Raw genomic sequence first — 17464 nt, 5'->3', positions numbered from 1 at the left:
CCGTGGTCACTGACCAAGTCAGGTTCATCATCCTGCCAGGGCGGGGCGGTGCTGATCGCTCCAGTTGTATAGGCCGTTAATCCAGCGCCAGCCGGATATGAGCGAGGTGATGCTCAAGGTGCCAGGCCGACATGGCGAGTGCCTGGGCCTGATTCACCCAATACTGACGGATTGGATGGTAATACTGAATAGCCCGTTGTGCATCCGTCAACGATTGACCCAGCCGTACATAGCGCGGAGTGATACCTTCGAGCAACCGTATCGAATCGTCGATGGGGGCTGTGGTGGCGTCCGGGGTGTTTACCCAGGCATCCATATCGATCAGGGTTACGGTTGTATAGTCCGATTCGGTCAACGCCTTTTTCATCCGAAAAAAATGCAGGCATTGAATATCGGCTACGTGATGGATCAATTGCTGTACGGTCCAGCTTCCTTCCCGATACGTTTTGGATAGGTCGTCGGGGCTGAGGGTAGCGGCAAGGGCCCTATATTGGGCAGGACTGTCGTCTATGCGCGCCAGAATCGTGTTCAGGTCATCAGAGGAGTAGTGGTCTTGCGGATTGAATGGGCCGATGGGATACCGACGGTCTTGAGGGATGTACATGATAACAAACTTTCGAAGAGGGGAATTTATATTTTAACTATAACTACAGTTTTAGTTTACTGGCAAGCTGATTCTTGTACGTTATGAACTGCGCCTGATTGGCCTGCTTATCCGTTGCAATTTCCAGCAGTTTTGCCTGATGACCCATGCTGAAAAAATCGGGTAGGAGCGATGCTAACCGTTCCCGGGTATCGACCTGTTCGTAAAGGAGTCCAGCGTCGGCAGCCGTATTCCGGGCCGTGTATCCATGGGGCGTCTCGAAATACGTTTCCAGCTCGGGTTGTCGGCTGGGACCGTCGATAATGCGAAAGATGTGCCCGCTGTCATTATTAAGAAGGATAATCCGCAGGTTGGTGGGAATAGTGGCCGACCAGAGGGCGTTTCGGTCGTAAAAAAAGGCAACATCGCCAATGAGCAGGGTAACGATCTGGTCAGTTTTGAGAGCAGCCCCTAAGGCCGTACTCAGGCACCCGTCAATGCCGCTTACGCCCCGGTTGGCCGATACCTGGATGGCCTGTTGTTCGGTCAGACCACAAAGATTGGCATAGCGTACAGGCATGCTATTGGCCAGGTGGAGGCCTGAATTCCGGGGGAGTTGCTCCAGCACGGTTTGCACGGCCGACCAGTCGGTTAGGGGTTGATCGGGTTGAGCCAGCATGTGTTGTACGTATCTGGCAGCCTGTCGGTCGTGTGCCTGCCATTGGTTTAAAAACGGCCGCTCGTCGTCATCATCATCCCCCTGTAAGAACCGCTGGTAATCAAGATCCGCGAATAATTTTTCCAGAAAAGCTATTGGGTCACTGGGAATAAGGGTTGTCAGGCTCTGAAAGGCATCGGTAATCCGATCAATTGTCAGTTGAATATGCCAGTGTCTGTGAGCAGGATAGGTTCGAAAAAAGGTTTTCAGGTTTCGGGTCAGAAACGAACCGCCGAGGGTAATGAGCAGATCCGGACGGAGTGCATTGGCCTGCTGCTCATCCAGACTCGCCATCATCGTATCGGTATGGGTGATGAAAGCACCGTTGGCGTGCAGGTTGCTGATGATCTCGCCAACTACGGGTATTCCCCATTCGTCAGTAATCCGATTCAGAATCGACCCTAAAGCGGGCGTGTAGGGGAATTGGCCCACCGCTATCAAAATTCGGCTACTTTGTTCCCACTCTTGCTGTAACCGATGCCAGGTGTCGGGGGCCAGGGTGGGTGTGGCTGGTAACGTCTCAATACGCCGTACCCGCTCAAAGGTGAATGATTCGTCCGCTTTTGGGTAAAAGGGTTCCCGCAGCGGGACATTGATATGAACCGGCCCGGCCGGTTCCAGCCGGCAGAGGGTGATGGCTTCGTTGAGCGATCGTTCAATGGCCCAGCGGGCATCCGAATGAGTATAATCGGCGGGAAGGTCATAGCTTCGTTTTACCTGATTGCCGAAAATCCCGATCTGATCGATCGTTTGACCATCCTGCTGATGCAGCCATTCGTGTGGCCGGTCGGCCGTAAGGAGCAGGAGGGGGACCTGTTGAAAAAACGCTTCGGCGACGGCGGGGGCGAGGTTATAGACGGCACTGCCTGAGGTACAGATCACGGCTACCGGATTACGAGTCTGCTGGGCAATCCCCAGAGCGACGAATCCCGCCGAACGTTCGTCGGCCATGACCCGAACCTGCAACTGGGGGTGCCGGGCAACGGCCAGGGTTAACGGAGCGGAACGGGAGCCCGGCGAAACGACAACATCGGAAATCCCTTTTTGATGGAGCAGTTCAGCGATGTTGACGATGGGTTGAAGGACGGGCATGGTACACGAATGATTTACAGAAATGGACTGTCGACACAAAATGAGGGTTTATCCCCCCGAATTACAAACATACATGGAAAGCAGATGTCCTGACGGGCTTTGTATCGGAGAATTTATGTTACTTTGTTCTGTTTACAACCTACAGATTCATCTTGCATAAACGATGTGCTTGGTTTCTGCGTTATAAACCCACACATGAGGTTGTAACGCATCTGAACCGATCAGATCCCGAATTAGCCCAACAAGTTAGCCATGAACCGCATTACATTCGAAAACGAAGACGAAATTCGGGTCAAATCCCTAGCCGGAGCCGTTGTGATCAACGTCCTGCTGATCATCCTGCTCCTGCTGGTGAAGCTTACGCAGACCATCCCGAACCCGCCCCCCATTCAGTTCGTGGAAGTGAATTTTGGTACCGATGCGCGGGGCAGCGGGCGGATTCAAACCTACAATAAAGCGTCGGATTCGCCGAGGGAGGAGGATGTGAAGCCGGCCGAGAAACGCCCGAACCGAACCGTCGGACCGCCTAAAATCAATCCAACCCCGCCTATTGAAAAAGTAAAGGCTACCCCAAGTCCTAAGGTGGAGGAGGCTAAACCGGCAAAGACCGCTACAGAGAAACCCCTAATTGTCAGTAAAGCCGAAAGTCCGGTTACGACCCCAGAGCGGCCCGAACCCAAACGAGTGGAAAGTCCGAAGAATACGGCCCCGGTAGAACGGCCGGTTCCACCAGCTCCCGCAAAAAAAGTAGAGACCATCAATACGGATGCGCTGTTTAAAAAATCGTCCGGTGGCGGTGGATCGAATGGTGGTGGGTCGAACGGTACGGTTGGTAAAGCAGCCGGAACGGGCGGTAACAACAATGGTGACGACGCCAGCGGTGTAGGGGATAAGGGGAATCCAAACGGAAAGATCAACGCCAAAGAATTTTACGGCACTCCAGGTGGAGCAGCAACCGGCGTGGCTTTCGATGTATCCGGATGGGCGATGGCCAGTCGGCCGGCAGTCAACGACGATTCGGACGAAACCGGAAAGATCGTATTCAAAATTACCGTCGATGGTGATGGCGAAATCATCCGGGTGCAGCAACAGCAATCGACCGTAAGCCCATCGGTAGCCGAGCAGTATCGGAAAGCCGTTCAACGGCTCCGGTTACGGCCCAAGGGAGGCTCTACGCCCCCCACCTCGACCGGAACCATTACCTTTATCATTAAGGCAAGAGATTAATGCAGTACACGGAAGCGATCGACTACTTGTATAGTCGGCTCCCGGTTTTTCACCGGATCGGTCCCAAAGCCCTTAAACCCGGTCTGGGTAATACCCTGGCCCTTTGCGAAGCCCTCGGCAATCCGCATCAGCAGTTTCGGAGTATACACGTTGGGGGTACCAACGGCAAAGGCAGTACGTCGCACATGCTGGCGGCTATTTACCAGTCGGCGGGTTACCGGGTTGGTTTATACACGTCTCCCCATCTGCAATCGTTCACCGAGCGCATCCGGATCAACGGGCAACCCATTCCAGACGCTGAAGTAGCCAGGTTCGTTGCGCAGAATCAGGCGTTGATTGAATCCATTGAACCCTCGTTTTTCGAGGTGACCGTGGCCATGGCCTTTGCTTATTTCGCTCGGCAGCAGGTCGATCTGGCGATTATCGAAGTCGGCCTGGGTGGACGGCTCGATTCAACGAATGTGATTACCCCACGGGTGTCGGTCATCACCAACATTGGGTACGACCACACGGATATTCTGGGGGATACATTACCCCAGATTGCCGGAGAAAAAGCGGGAATTATTAAACCGGGTGTACCTGTCGTGATTGGGGAGACCCATCCCGATACGGAGTCTGTGTTCACCCAAACCGCTCGTCAGCAACAAGCCCCCCTGGTATTTGCCGATCAGGAATATGTGATAACTGATCTTGGGATTCTGCAGGGGTATCGACGGGTAGCCGTACGGACTTCAAGCGACGAACGCCCGGAAGTCTATACCCTGGATTTACTGGGGGCTTACCAGTTGCGTAATCTGCCGACGGCGTTAGCCGCCGTTTCGACGCTGCAAGCTGAATGGCCCGTATCCGTTGACGCCATCCAGAAAGCCCTTCGGGCGGTCACAGAACTGACCGGATTAAAGGGGCGGTTTCAAACCATACGTGAGCAGCCCCGGGTTATTGCCGATACTGCCCATAATCAGCCTGGACTGGAAGCCCTGTTTGAAACGATTCGGAGTTTCCCGTTCGATACATTACGGATCGTGATTGGGGTAGTGGCGGATAAAGACCGGGAGAAAGTTCTGGCGGTTTTACCTCCGTCAGCCGTCTATTATTTTTGTCAGGCTCATACACCCCGGTCCCTGTCAGCTGAGGTGCTACAGAGTGAAGCGGCTGCGGTTGGGCGAGTAGGTAAAGCGTATGCCGATGTGAATCTGGCCCTGGCGGCCGCCCTGCAGGAATCGTCCGGTGGGGACCTTATCCTGATTACAGGAAGCAACTATACCATTGCCGAATTGACCGATCTAGGATCGTTTTGCTAAAGAACTGTTTTTGCTTATGAAATCCATTGCTGTTTTGCTAATGCTTTGGTTGATTCTCTCGACCAACCTTTTTGCCCAGACGCCCGCTGTTGAGAACGAAAAATTCGTGTTTCTTAATAACGGCGCCACAGTCGGCATGATCATCAAATCGGTTATCAAGGCCGATAAACAACGGCTGAAATTAACCGATCAGCAACTACCCAAAGCCAAAGAAATTATTACCGCTGCGGTGGTTAAATTTAATAACGGGGTTAAGCAGTTGAAGGCAACGGGCATGAACCAGGCCCGACTGCGTACCTTAGCCGTTGGGGTAGAGAATGAGAAGGTGCTTGCCTATAAGTCGATCCTCACCCCTCAACAATATTCTACTCTGGTTACTCAGCATAAAAAAGTTTACCCAGAAGCTAAGCTGTAAGCTCTTATTTAACCGGGGAGAATCTGTACGCTGCGTACTACAGCATGTGTTGTTTTTACTAAGATTCACCCTGCTTTTGCTGGATTTTCCAGTCCACATACTACTGTATTTTATTTCAATCAATGGCTGCTTTGGCGGCCTTAATTTTTTTAGTTCTGTGACACGACGAAAAACGCATCGGTTTATACAAAATGCCGAAAGTTCAAATGTAATTGAAGCTGGAAAAACACTCTATAAAACGATTCGTGGAAACTGGCGATCGGAATATTTTGGCAATGATCATCCCATTGTGTTGGAACTGGCCTGTGGCAAGGGAGAGTATACGGTAGGGTTGGGGCAGGCTTTTCCGACAACCAATTTTATCGGGGTAGATATTAAAGGGGATCGGATCGCGCGTGGTTCGAAAGCTGCCCAACTGCTGGGTTTATCGAATGTCGCATTTCTACGAACCGATATAAATTTTCTGCAGGAATTTTTTGCCGCAGGTGAGGTAGCTGAAATCTGGATCACATTTCCTGATCCACAACCCCGGCCTAAACAAGAGAAGCATCGCCTGACGCATCCGCGTTTTTTAGCGATGTATAAACAACTTTTAACTCCTGGTGGGACCTTGCATTTAAAAACGGATAATCCAGAATTATTCGCGTATAGTTTAGAGCAGGTTAAAGAAAGCGGAGCTATTGATTTACAATTTACAACTGACCTTTACAATTCACCACTCAACGAAATTCACATGGGTATAAAGACAAAGTATGAGGAATTGTTTTACAATAAAGGATTTACAATTAACTATTTACAATGTAAAATAGGGTGCGATTCACGTATGTAATCGCACCCTATTTTACAAGTTAGACAAATGTAAACAAGCGGTGAAGTTTATAAATGTCAATTATGTGAGCTTGATTTACAATATTAAAATAGCTTCTCCATTAAATCGGCCACCCGGCTAGAGTAACCGTACTCATTGTCGTACCAGCCAACAACCTTTGCAAGGTTACCATTTACAGCCGTTAATTTCGAATCAAAAATGCAGGAGTGAGGATTCCCAACGATGTCGATCGAAACGATTTGATCGGTCGTATATTCTAGAATTCCCTTTAGTGAGGTTTCCGATGCTTCTTTGATCGCATTATTAATTTCCTCAATGGTAGCTGCCTTTTTCAAAATAACCGTTAGGTCAGTGAGCGAGCCATCTGGGGTGGGTACCCGAAGAGCATTTCCATCTAGCTTACCTTTTAATTGAGGCAATACCAGCCCTACCGCTTTAGCCGCACCAGTAGAGGTTGGTACGATAGAGAGGGCTGCTGCCCGAGCCCGACGCAAATCAGAATGGGGAGCATCCTGTAAGTTTTGGTCAGCGGTGTAGGCGTGAATGGTGGTCATGTACCCTTTTTCGATGCCAAATACATCATCGAGTACTTTAGCCATTGGAGCCAGGCAGTTTGTGGTACACGAAGCGTTCGAAATGATTGTTTCACTACCTGTCAGGGTGTCATCATTAACCCCTAATACTACGGTGGGTATATTCCCTTTGGCAGGAGCGGAAATAACAACTTTTTTAGCCCCCGCCTGTAAGTGCATACCGGCTCCGGCCTCATCGACGAACCGCCCGGTCGATTCGAGTACGACATCGATTTCTAGTTCGTTCCAGGGGAGATTTTTAGGATCCCGTTCGGCATACGCATGAATACGCTGTCCGTTTACTGTTAAGCTTTCACTATCGGAAGAGACTTCACCCGTGAATTTTCCATGGACGGAATCATATTTTAGCAGATGGGCCAGGGTCGCATTATCAGTTAAATCGTTAATAGCGACAACTTCGATGTTTTCCTTTTCCAGAAGCCGTCTGAACGATAACCGTCCGATACGACCGAAGCCATTAATAGCAACGCGTATTTTTTTCATGTACAGAGAAAATTGGTTTGTTTTCGGGGCCAAATATACTGATTTAATATGCCGATAGCTAGAAGGAGATAAGTGAAGCAAAGGACAATCATTAGTAAAGATATTTAGTATTTTTAAAGGAATATTTTAGCAAAACCCTATAATTTGTTAAAAAATTAGTATTATTATTAGCATTATGCCATTTTTTCTAGTTAAACGTGCTTATTTTGCCAAAACAGGTAGTATAATACTATTATTTTACTAAAATATTTTGTAATTTCTTCAATTGTTGCTAAATATATTAGTAAATACTATACTAATTACTAAATAAGTTCCATAAGGCCTTTATAATAAGTAATTAGTATTTAAAGATAGGAGAGAAGCTTAAAGCGTTATACTAATAACCCATTCATCAGCTTCTTAAAAATTATTTTAGCACGTAGATACAGAAATACTGTCGTCTTTTAAAATATGTGTTATCTCGATCACTGGATTACTCTATTTTCTCGAAAAGTTTTATTTGTTAGACAAACAAATTCTCCTAACATCTTTTTAAAGTGGTATAAACCCAGTAACCATCATATCCCTGTTAAAGATTCAAAAGCCTACACTGTCTACATTACTTTATCAGTACAAGCTCATCAGCAAATACCTTTTAAATTGATTCCTGCTAACCACAATTCCTTCTACGGCATGAATATTGTAGATTATTTAATGAAATAGATATTTTCTTACCTCTAATGTCATAGCGACTGTTATCTGTAATACAGTGTCAAAGTTCCTTTATAGAGGTGGTAAAACAGTATAATGGTATTCGTGTTTCAGCCAAGCTATTGCTTGGCTATATATGAATATCGCTAATATAATAGTTATTATATGCAGCATCCAAAGGCCAAGCAGGTGCTTGGCTGAAACCATACTCATTGAAAAAATTTGGGTATATGTTTCAACTATACACGCCTTCTTCTTACCTTTGAATTCAGAGAAGATATAGCCTTTGTATTATTGATGTAAGACAATATAATATTTGGTCTTGTTTCATAAAAAACTGTATATCAGTTATTTATAACCCTATTAATAAACAATTACTTTATTTAATGACTGCTGAAATTGAACGTATATGGGCTAATCGTGAGCTATTAGCTAATCCGGAATCAACCGACCTTATTCGGGAGGTAATAAAAAAATTAGATAGGGGGGAGTTACGAGTAGCCGCTCCACCTAAAGCCGAGGGAGAAGAATGGACGGTAAATGAGTGGGTCAAAAAGGCCATTTTACTCTACTTTATTAGTCAGCAAATGGCTCCTCAGGAAGTAGGTATTTTTGCCTTTAATGACAAGATTCCGTTAAAGACGAATTTTGCCGAAGCTAAAGTACGGGTTGTTCCACCTGCTGTAGCCCGCTATGGATCTTATCAGGCACCGGGTGTTATACTGATGCCTTCATACGTAAATATTGGTGCCTACGTAGATGAACGGACAATGGTCGACACTTGGGCAACTGTAGGAAGTTGTGCTCAAATTGGGAAAGATGTTCATCTCAGTGGGGGAGTTGGTATTGGTGGCGTACTGGAGCCGCCCCAGGCTGCACCAGTTATTATTGAGGATGGTGCTTTTATCGGTTCCCGATGTATCGTCGTAGAAGGGGCTCATATTGGTAAACAGGCTGTTTTAGGAGCAGGTGTTACCATTACTGGTTCATCGAAGATCATTGACGTAACAGGGGATAGCCCGATAGAATATAAAGGATTCGTTCCTGCTAATTCTGTAGTGATTCCAGGCAGTTATACTAAAAAGTTTCCGGCTGGAGATTTCCACGTTCCCTGCGCGATTATCATTGGTCAGCGTAAGCCATCCACTGATTTAAAAACTTCGCTGAACGATGCGTTGCGTGAGAATAATGTTTCTGTATAGATTGGTAAATTTGTTTCTTGTTAATTACAATAAACAAAAGCCAATGTAAACATAGTTAACATTTAACAATTATTTACATAAATCAAATTGACAAAAGCCGCACTTATAGTGCGGCTTTATTTTTGTAAAATATCAATTACAATCAGGTTATTACTTATTTAATAATATATTTGTAACACGTTACAGCATTCAACTAGGGTATACCCAATGAGCGATATGAGCATAAATGACAAGATTAAACAGATCCTTATCGATAAGAACCTAACCCCATCTTATTTTGCCGATGAGATTGGTGTTCAGCGATCTAGTATTTCTCATATCCTTTCTGGTAGAAACCGTCCCAGCTTTGACATTATCCAAAAAATAATTCGTCGCTTTCCTGAACTTGGCTATGAATGGATCATGGAGGAGGAGGCCTATGGATCGGCACCCACACCCATGTCCTCTACCTATGGGAATCGAAATGGGAATCAAGTCAGGCCAGCTACTGAGCGCCCCGTCACTGGTCAACCAGCTTTTTATTCCTATAACAGCCAGCCATCCGTCCGTACTCAACGCAATGAGATTCCCCCCGTTAATCACGCTGGACCTTCCACTCCAGTAGCCGACCTGTCAAATCCTGGTTCAGTTACGGAATCTAATACACCCATGTCTGTGGCGTCCGATAAGAAAGTAGAACGGATACTGATCTTTTATACGGACGGATCATTCCGAGAATATACTCCTTCCGCTTAGGGTGTGTTGACAAGACAGAGGCCAGATAAATGAACCCAACCAAACTGATCGCTGTCATCTCATAGCGAGTTACGACTCGCCGGTGTTGCTTTTGCTTGTTGAAGTCCCGCTCCACCTTGTTGCGATCCTTGTACAAATTCTCGTCAATCAGTCGCTAATTACTAATTGATTCTTTTTGGCCGGTATGGCGGCCTCAATTAGGCCATTGGCTAACCAATCCAGCAATGCAGTCGATCATCGGCCAATCTACATTAATAGGGCATGAGATCGTCATCAGTTGGGAGAGTAAAGGGCGAGCTTTGGATACTATCTACCCGGGCCGAAGGGCGGATGTTTATTTGCCAAATTACCAAACCGGGAATGACTTACGAGCAGGTTTAACCAGGTATTTTCAGTACTATAATTAACAACGACCTCATCAGTCTAGGTACCGGACACCAGCGTCAGTGTTCATGGAAAGAAACCAAAACCAACATCATTTGTCGCTCATCATTTGTTGCTATTGAGTTTCTAATTTGTTAGAGTTCGTGCCAGGTCAATTGCTCTTAATGATCGGCTTCTTAGATTTTACTACATAGCTACTAACTAGTTGGTTGCCATTTTATGTTTTAGCCAAGCACTGGCTTGGCTTGCGGCTGTTAACGATTTATTGAAGCCAGAGGAATAATTGATTAGCCTCTTCATCGCTTTTATTCGATTCAATTATGGATCAGATTTAGCATCGATTATAAGATAGGCTTGGATAAAAAACCCCTTTCTACGCTCGAAACGACCTTTTTTTTGCTAGTATTAACCTAACTCCTTGTAAAGCAATACTTTACTGTTCCACGTGGATAACGTGTTGATAAGTGTGTGGATTAAAGAGCTTCTTTTGTTGTATAATTTATATTATGTTAAGTAAAAATAGCTTTAAATAGGGTCGGCAGCTTTTCTACCGACCCTATCCGATTACTTGCTTTCGATGCAGGTAATCTTTTTCTCTTCATACTGCTTCAGAATATTTTCTGTATTCGTCAGGTTTTCTGTTACCTCAGCTTCGTCTTTAATCGACTTGGCTTTCTGGAAATATGGAAGCGCAGCTCTGAATTTGCCACAGACCCGGCCATCCATTTCTTTACCGTTTTTATTGTACTCAGCCATGTCCATTTTATCAACGGTATTTTTCAGGTTTACCGCATCATTGAACAACCAGACCGCCATGTTGAAATTAGCGTCGTAGTTATTCGCATCGACAGCCAGAGCTTTTTCAAGGTATTGTTTTTCCAGCGCTTTATTGTCAGCTACTACCTTCTTAAGCTCTGCCAGCTTGCTTTCATTCCCTGCATTAGCAGCGGCATTGGCAGCGGCTTCTTTTGCCTCACCTTCCAGACGGGTCACTTCCGTTTTCTGCGCAGCCAGTTTACTCTGCACGTCGGCTAATTGCCGTTTCAACTCAGGCTTGGGTGACTTCTTGATGGCCGCCGTTAACCGGGTTATTTCAGCATTATATGCATCCACAATACTTTTCGCATCGGCTAATTGCTTGGCACTGTTCCCTGATTTTTTGGTTGTTCCCTCCAGCTTCTTGGCATCCTCGTCCGCTTTGCGACCGATGTTGTTGTATACAATCGACAGATTGACCAGATTCTGGACGTTATTTGGATCTTTCTCGATCATCTGCTTCATGCTGGCAATGGCTTCATCCATGCGGTTGGTACGCAACATGATGTTGATCTTTTCATTGGCCAGGTCCTTATTGGCTGGAGCCAGGGCAATCCCTTTGTCCAATGCTGCTATCGCCTTATCCACTTCGTTATCGGCACTATACAACATGGCCAGCGATCCATAGATGGCCGCATCTTTCCCACCTCCGGCAATATACTTTTCCAGTTGGGTTTTGGCCGTTGCATTATCCTTTACCTGCTGAGCGGCAATAGCGGTGTATAAAGGAGCCAGCGTATCTTTTGGATTGATCTCTCCCGCCATCGACATCGCCTTGATCGCATCCGGGAAATTCTTAGACTGGAACTTAGCTACCCCCTGCTGCATAAAAGCACTGTACAGGTTCGGGCTTTTCAGTGCCTCCTCCGCTTCCTTCGCTAGTTTTCCAGGACCACCCTTTTTGTCCTTGTCCAGCTCAATTACTTTTTTGTACGCTTCATAAGCGGTTGTGGCTGCCGCCGAATCGATTTTAATGTTGCCACCTGCCGCAATATTCTGATACGTTTTTGCACGATCCATCCAGGTGCTGGCCTTCGCTCCTGCTTTAGCATCGGTTATATCCTTGTCACTTTTTTCCTTCTCTTTTTTAAGGTTATCCAGCATAGCTGCATCAACGGCATTGCCCTGCTGGGCGCGAACGCCTACCGATGTCAGGCTGCACGCGAGGAGAATTACCAGAACTTGTTTCATGTGTAAATCGGGGTTGTGTTATTATTTCAGAAACGAAATTACGGAATCTGTCTGTATAAGCATGACAGGTTCTAAATTGTTTGAGCCGCCTGTTTGATTATCACATCAATACAGGCGGCTCAATTTACTCTTTTTGACGTACTTATCCGTCGTTATTCGCTCACAGGCATTTCAGAATCAGTGGCACCGGCACTATCGTCCTCAACCTCTTCCTGCTTAATTTTGGTTACTGACGAGATTTCGTCCCCATCGCGCAGACTAATCAGCCGGACACCCTGGGTGTTTCGGCCTATAACACTGATCTCGGCTACCGGGGTCCGAATGGCAATCCCCGATTTATTAATGATCATCAGATCGTCGGCATCTTCCACGTCAAGAATCGCGACCAGCCGACCAACCTTCTCGGTGACCTTCAGCGTACCTACCCCTTTGGCGCCCCGGTTGGTAATGCGGTACTCATCGATTTCGGAACGTTTGCCGTATCCTTTCTCGGATACGACCAGGAGTTGAGCCTGCTGCGAGTCGATGCATACCATCCCGACCACATGATCGGTTGTATCTTCTTCATCCAGCGAAATCCCCCGAACTCCGGCCGCCGTACGACCCATCGGACGAACCCGACTTTCGTGGAACCGAACCGCTTTCCCGGCACTCGACGCAATCACAATATCATTATCCCCGTTGGTCATACAGACCCCGATCAGTTGGTCATCTTCATCAATCGTAATGGCAATGATACCGTTCTGACGCGGGCGGGAGAAGGCTTCGAGCATAGTCTTCTTGATCGTTCCCTGCCGAGTACACATCACAATGTAATTATTGTTGATGTAGTCTTCGTTCTTCAGGTCGGTCACGTTGATCACCGCCCGCACTTTATCATCCGACTCGATATTGATAAAATTGGCCAAAGGCCGTCCTTTTGAAATCCTTGACCCTTCGGGCAGTACATGAACAGGCACCCAGTACAATCGGCCTTTCTGGGTGAACGCCATCAGGGTGTTGTGCATGGTAGCCGTAAAGAGGTGTTCGGTAAAATCCTCTTCTTTGGTGACGGCTGCCTTGGCCCCCACGCCACCGCGTCCCTGCGATCGGTACTCGGTGGTTGGGGTTCGCTTGATGTAGCCCTCGTGGGAAATGGTAATGACCATGTCCTCATCGGCAATCAGCGAGAGATCGCTAATGTTGCCATCGCCAAGCGGGTTGATCTGTGTACGGCGCTCATCGCCATAGCGGGCGCGGATATCCACCAGTTCCCCTTTGATTACCTCCCGCTTACGCTCTTCGCTGGCCAGGATTGCTTTCAATTCGGCAATCTCTTTCATCAGCTCATCGTACTCCTGCTGCAACTTGTCCCGCTCCAGGCCAGTCAGCCGTTGCAGACGCATTTCCAGAATCGCTTTGGCCTGCACATCACTCAGTGAGAACTGCTCCATCAGACCGGTTCGGGCAATTTCCGGATCCCGCGACGAGCGAATCAGGTTGATGACCGCATCGATATTATCCAGTGCAATCAACAGTCCTTCCAGAATATGTGCCCGTTTTTCGGCTTCCCGGAGTTCGTACTGGGTCCGACGGGTGACTACATCGAATCGATGTTCGACGTAGTACTTCATCATATCTTTCAGGTTCAGCAGCATCGGTCGTCCTTTCACAAGGGCCACGTTGTTGATGCTGAACGACGATTGAAGGGCTGTATGCTTATAGAGGTTGTTCAGGACAACATTGGGGATGGCATCTTTGCGCAGGTCATACACGACCCGCAATCCATCCCGGTCCGACTCGTCCCGGAAAGCGGTAATGCCTTCGATCTTCTTTTCATTGATCAGTTCGGCCGTTTTTTCGAGCATCACCGCTTTGTTGACCATGTACGGCACATCGGTCACGATGATCTGGGTTTTACCCTTGTTTTCCTCGATGGTCGCATTGGCCCGGATGACGACTCGCCCACGACCCGTTTTGAAAGCGGACTTTACCCCTTCCATGCCGTAGATGGTGGCGCCCGTCGGAAAATCAGGGGCTTTTACATACTGCATCAGTTCTTCGACCGTGATGTCCGAATTGTCCAGGTAGGCAATAATTCCATCAACTACTTCGGTCAGGTTATGGGGGGCCATATTGGTAGCCATCCCCACCGCAATCCCCGACGACCCGTTGAGCAACAGATTCGGCAGCTTGGCAGGCAAGACCATCGGCTCTTCGAGCGAGTCGTCGAAATTCGGCTGAAAATCAACCGTTTCTTTATAAATGTCGTTCAGCAGTTCTTCGGCAATCCGTTTCAACCGGGCTTCGGTATACCGCATAGCGGCCGGTGAATCGCCATCAATAGAGCCAAAGTTCCCCTGCCCATCGACCAGCGGATACCGGAGCGACCAGTCCTGCGCCATCCGTACCATGGTATCGTATACGGAAGCATCGCCGTGCGGGTGGTATTTCCCCAGTACTTCCCCAACGATACGGGCCGATTTTTTATGGGGTTTGTTGTAACTAACACCCAGTTCAGCCATTCCGAACAACACCCGGCGGTGTACCGGCTTCAGTCCGTCACGCACATCGGGAAGGGCACGGGAAATAATAACCGACATCGAATAATCGATATAGGCACCGCGCATTTCGTCCTCAATGTTGATGGGAATGATGTTACTGGGGGATTCGAGGTCGGGATTTTCTTCCGCCATTTGTTAAAGGAGTTTCGCAGAAAATTACTATTCCGGCTTACACAATTGCTGCAAACCGCGTTATAGACAAATATACAAAATTTTCGGGAGAAAACAGAAATAAACCCCTAAAAATGGGCAAAAATGCGCTAAAAACGGCAAGATTCCACGCATCTGACCACCCATAAAACCGATTGACATACCCCGTTTATCTTCCAGTTGAAATACAATTCTATTTCAACTAAAACCTATACTTTTTTTAACCAAAACTATGTCCCCTGGCGACTGGCTTTCAGGAGTTGATTAACAGGCAATTGGCTAATCAACCCTGCTATCTGATAAAGACTGCTACACGGGGGATTTTATTGGTTGAGGCCAGGCTACTGCCTGGCCCCCGTACTACAACTTAATTCTGGGGTCGAATAGAAAGGGCTCGGTACGTACCAGATTAATTTGTGAAAAGTCAGGATGGGCTGGATTGATCAGGTAATTGGCTTCGTGCGGTATGATGGCCGATGGCACTTTTAGTAGAGCCGTCTGCCCTTTCCGGAGCCACTCCCCTCCTATCTGCTGGCAGCTATCGTACTGCTGAAAGTCAAACCAGTTTTCGGCTAATGTTTCCGGTCGGATCACCGTTATCGCTATAGAGTCGGGAACCTCGATCTCCATCACCCTAAAATCGTCCAGAAGCCCTTCCCCACTCCGGTGTACTACATTTTCCAGACAAGCCAGTGCCCGGCTGGCTGCGGTATAAATAACGAACTGCCCACGACTATTCCAGCGAGCTGCTCCACCTGAGGCCACCAGACGGCTGGCGTAGGCCGCTTTGGTAATTCGATACACCCGCATCAGGCCAGATCCCCATATTCGATCCGAATCAATTCATCCAGAATCAGGTCAATACCGCCGGAGGTATGCAGCAGATCGAACGGAACCTGATTTCCTAATCCATAGGCAGGTTTATCCATCCACCGGCGAAAAGCCGCTGCGGATCCAAATACCGACTCACCCGTTTGAAAAAGGGCCATAATCTTGAGCACTTTCTCACTGTCCTGCGGGTTCAGTTTCTTTTTTTCACGTTCATACCGCTGAAACGTTTTTAGCGAGGTATCGAACACTTCAGCCAGTTGTTCGCGTTTATAACCGCTCAGGTCGGCTATTTCAAAAAAGCGCGTTGCCGGAACCCCCTTGAGGGCTGAAAAAACGAGTGCTGTTCGGTCTAAAGGTTTCATAAGACAAACGTACGAATTTTGTCTTGTAAACACAGAATTTTGTCCAACAATTCGCCACTCCCTCAAATAGTGCAAACCTAATAGCTTCTGACGAGTTGTCTAGGCATGAATCGATCGGGCAGTATTAGCCTTCGGGGGTACTTCCGCTGCCTTTTATTTCATTTTCAATAAATTCAATAACGGTATGAAAAAGGTAACTTTAATGGTATTACTGGCTGTGAGCACTCTCAGTTTTCAGGCATGCAGTAGTAAAAAATCGGAAAGTACGGACAGTGTTGAAAACGCGGAGAATGCCAATGAGGCCAAAGAAGACGCGGGTACAGGTCAGGATGAGCAAACCACAGAATTTGCCGTAAAAGCCGCCAGTGGGGGCATGATGGAGGTCGAACTTGGCCGACTGGCTCAGGAAAAAGCCGCCAGCAAAGATGTAAAGGATTTCGGGGCCATGATGGTAAAAGATCATTCCATGGCCAATGATGAACTAAAAAATATTGCCGCTACCCAGAACATAACCCTCCCGACGACACTCGGTGAAGACGAACAGAAACATGTGAACGATCTGGCCAAACTGTCGGGCAAAGAGTTCGATAAAAAATACGTGAGTATGATGGTTGATGACCATAAAGAAGATATTGATACCTTCAAGAAAGCGGCCGAAGATGATAAAACGAATCCAGCCGTTAAAGACTTCGCCACTAAAACGCTGCCAACGCTACAGAAGCACCTGGATGCCATCACAGCCATCGATAAGGCAATGAAGTAATTTGAGAACGCGCTTTATCTTGCTCAATACCCGTAATGGTCGTTCTGGATCATTACGGGTTCTTTTCATTCACAGGCTATGAAATCAATTGGAATTTGTATGACTTTAGGCGTGTGTCTGCTTTTGTCGAAGCCAACCCGGGCTCAGTCGACAACAGGCGGACGCAGTGGCGGTTCGACGGCCTCAACGGGCACAGGGTATGAGACCAGTGGCCGACGCCCGGCCGAAACCAGCGCATCCAGCATGACCATTGCCGACGAAGGGTCTCAGCGAGGGTATTTGTTTGTTCCTCCGGGCGCAAAACCGAACCGGGCTTCATCGCCTGCACCAGAATCGTCGCAGCCAGCCCATGCCCGGCCATCGGCAGATTCGGTTTATCAGGCCCCTTCTACAAGCCACAAATCGACCCGAAGGCGGCAACCCTAAACGGATTTATATCAATTGAACAGGCTAAAACCAGATGTCAACCCGAAACAGGCATCTGGTTTTAGCCTGTTTGTTTTTAACGGACACCCATCGATACAGCCTGGAGCCGACAACACGGGATTGGAGGCCC

General features: G+C 47.7%; 15 protein-coding genes. 8 read left to right on the top strand and 7 right to left on the bottom strand.

Annotated elements, in window-relative coordinates; translation table 11 throughout:
- Window positions 1-76 precede the first annotated feature (76 nt).
- Together B153_RS0123685 and menD are read right to left on the bottom strand one after the other, a co-directional pair.
- Window positions 77-604 carry a DinB family protein gene (locus B153_RS0123685; protein WP_020599237.1) on the bottom strand — a complete coding sequence of 176 codons (528 nt, stop codon included), beginning with the start codon at window positions 602-604 and terminating at the stop codon, window positions 77-79.
- Between the two features lie 43 nt (window positions 605-647).
- Window positions 648-2393 carry a 2-succinyl-5-enolpyruvyl-6-hydroxy-3-cyclohexene-1-carboxylic-acid synthase gene (gene menD / locus B153_RS0123680; protein WP_020599236.1) on the bottom strand — a complete coding sequence of 582 codons (1746 nt, stop codon included), beginning with the start codon at window positions 2391-2393 and terminating at the stop codon, window positions 648-650.
- A 252-nt stretch (window positions 2394-2645) separates the two neighbouring features.
- Between menD and B153_RS0123675 the strand changes: the two genes are divergently transcribed.
- The 4 genes from B153_RS0123675 to trmB all read left to right on the top strand — a co-directional run bounded on the left by B153_RS0123675 (window position 2646) and on the right by trmB (window position 6165).
- A complete protein-coding gene (locus B153_RS0123675; protein ID WP_020599235.1) occupies window positions 2646-3620 on the top strand; it encodes a hypothetical protein in 975 nt (324 codons plus the stop codon).
- Window positions 3620-4921 carry a bifunctional folylpolyglutamate synthase/dihydrofolate synthase gene (locus B153_RS0123670; RefSeq protein WP_020599234.1) on the top strand — a complete coding sequence of 434 codons (1302 nt, stop codon included), beginning with the start codon at window positions 3620-3622 and terminating at the stop codon, window positions 4919-4921. The genes B153_RS0123675 and B153_RS0123670 overlap by 1 nt, the downstream gene beginning before the upstream one ends.
- A 16-nt stretch (window positions 4922-4937) precedes the next feature.
- Complete coding sequence (locus B153_RS0123665) at window positions 4938-5336, top strand: hypothetical protein (RefSeq protein ID WP_020599233.1); 399 nt, start codon at window positions 4938-4940, stop codon at window positions 5334-5336.
- 157 nt (window positions 5337-5493) lie between these two features.
- A complete protein-coding gene (trmB, locus tag B153_RS0123660; protein ID WP_026262395.1) occupies window positions 5494-6165 on the top strand; it encodes a tRNA (guanosine(46)-N7)-methyltransferase TrmB in 672 nt (223 codons plus the stop codon).
- An 83-nt stretch (window positions 6166-6248) separates the two neighbouring features.
- Here trmB and gap read toward each other — a convergent pair whose 3' ends face one another.
- Window positions 6249-7241, bottom strand: coding sequence for a type I glyceraldehyde-3-phosphate dehydrogenase (gap, locus tag B153_RS0123655; RefSeq protein ID WP_020599231.1), 993 nt, complete (start codon window positions 7239-7241; stop codon window positions 6249-6251).
- A 1076-nt stretch (window positions 7242-8317) separates the two neighbouring features.
- Here gap and B153_RS0123650 point away from each other — a divergent pair.
- Entirely contained in the window at window positions 8318-9133 is an 816-nt protein-coding gene (locus B153_RS0123650; protein ID WP_020599230.1) for a 2,3,4,5-tetrahydropyridine-2,6-dicarboxylate N-succinyltransferase, read from the top strand.
- A 207-nt stretch (window positions 9134-9340) separates the two neighbouring features.
- A complete protein-coding gene (locus tag B153_RS0123645; RefSeq protein ID WP_020599229.1) occupies window positions 9341-9868 on the top strand; it encodes a helix-turn-helix domain-containing protein in 528 nt (175 codons plus the stop codon).
- 948 nt (window positions 9869-10816) lie between these two features.
- Here B153_RS0123645 and B153_RS0123640 read toward each other — a convergent pair.
- The 4 genes from B153_RS0123640 to parS form a co-directional block, all read right to left on the bottom strand.
- A complete protein-coding gene (locus tag B153_RS0123640) occupies window positions 10817-12259 on the bottom strand; it encodes a tetratricopeptide repeat protein (RefSeq protein ID WP_020599228.1) in 1443 nt (480 codons plus the stop codon).
- Between the two features lie 152 nt (window positions 12260-12411).
- Window positions 12412-14934: a DNA gyrase subunit A gene (gene gyrA, locus B153_RS0123635; protein ID WP_020599227.1), complete on the bottom strand. Its 2523-nt coding sequence runs from the start codon at window positions 14932-14934 to the stop codon at window positions 12412-12414.
- A gap of 378 nt (window positions 14935-15312) precedes the next feature.
- The gene (locus tag B153_RS0123630; RefSeq protein ID WP_020599226.1) at window positions 15313-15762 is read right to left on the bottom strand and encodes an RES family NAD+ phosphorylase; all 450 of its coding nucleotides are present in this window, start codon (window positions 15760-15762) and stop codon (window positions 15313-15315) included.
- The gene (gene parS / locus B153_RS0123625) at window positions 15762-16145 is read right to left on the bottom strand and encodes a type II RES/Xre toxin-antitoxin system antitoxin (protein ID WP_020599225.1); all 384 of its coding nucleotides are present in this window, start codon (window positions 16143-16145) and stop codon (window positions 15762-15764) included. The genes B153_RS0123630 and parS overlap by 1 nt, the downstream gene beginning before the upstream one ends.
- 184 nt (window positions 16146-16329) lie before the next feature.
- Between parS and B153_RS0123620 the strand changes: the two genes are divergently transcribed.
- A complete protein-coding gene (locus B153_RS0123620; RefSeq protein ID WP_020599224.1) occupies window positions 16330-16908 on the top strand; it encodes a DUF4142 domain-containing protein in 579 nt (192 codons plus the stop codon).
- 78 nt (window positions 16909-16986) lie between these two features.
- On the top strand, window positions 16987-17334 hold the full coding sequence (locus B153_RS35730; protein WP_211221706.1) for a hypothetical protein: 348 nt from the start codon (window positions 16987-16989) through the stop codon (window positions 17332-17334).
- Window positions 17335-17464 lie beyond the last annotated feature (130 nt).

The organism is Spirosoma panaciterrae DSM 21099 (assembly GCF_000374025.1).
In the GTDB taxonomy this organism is placed as follows: Bacteria; Bacteroidota; Bacteroidia; order Cytophagales; family Spirosomataceae; genus Spirosoma; species Spirosoma panaciterrae.
The sequence above is the reverse complement of the archived record's forward strand: the minus strand, read 5'-3'. Positions and strand labels throughout refer to the sequence as shown.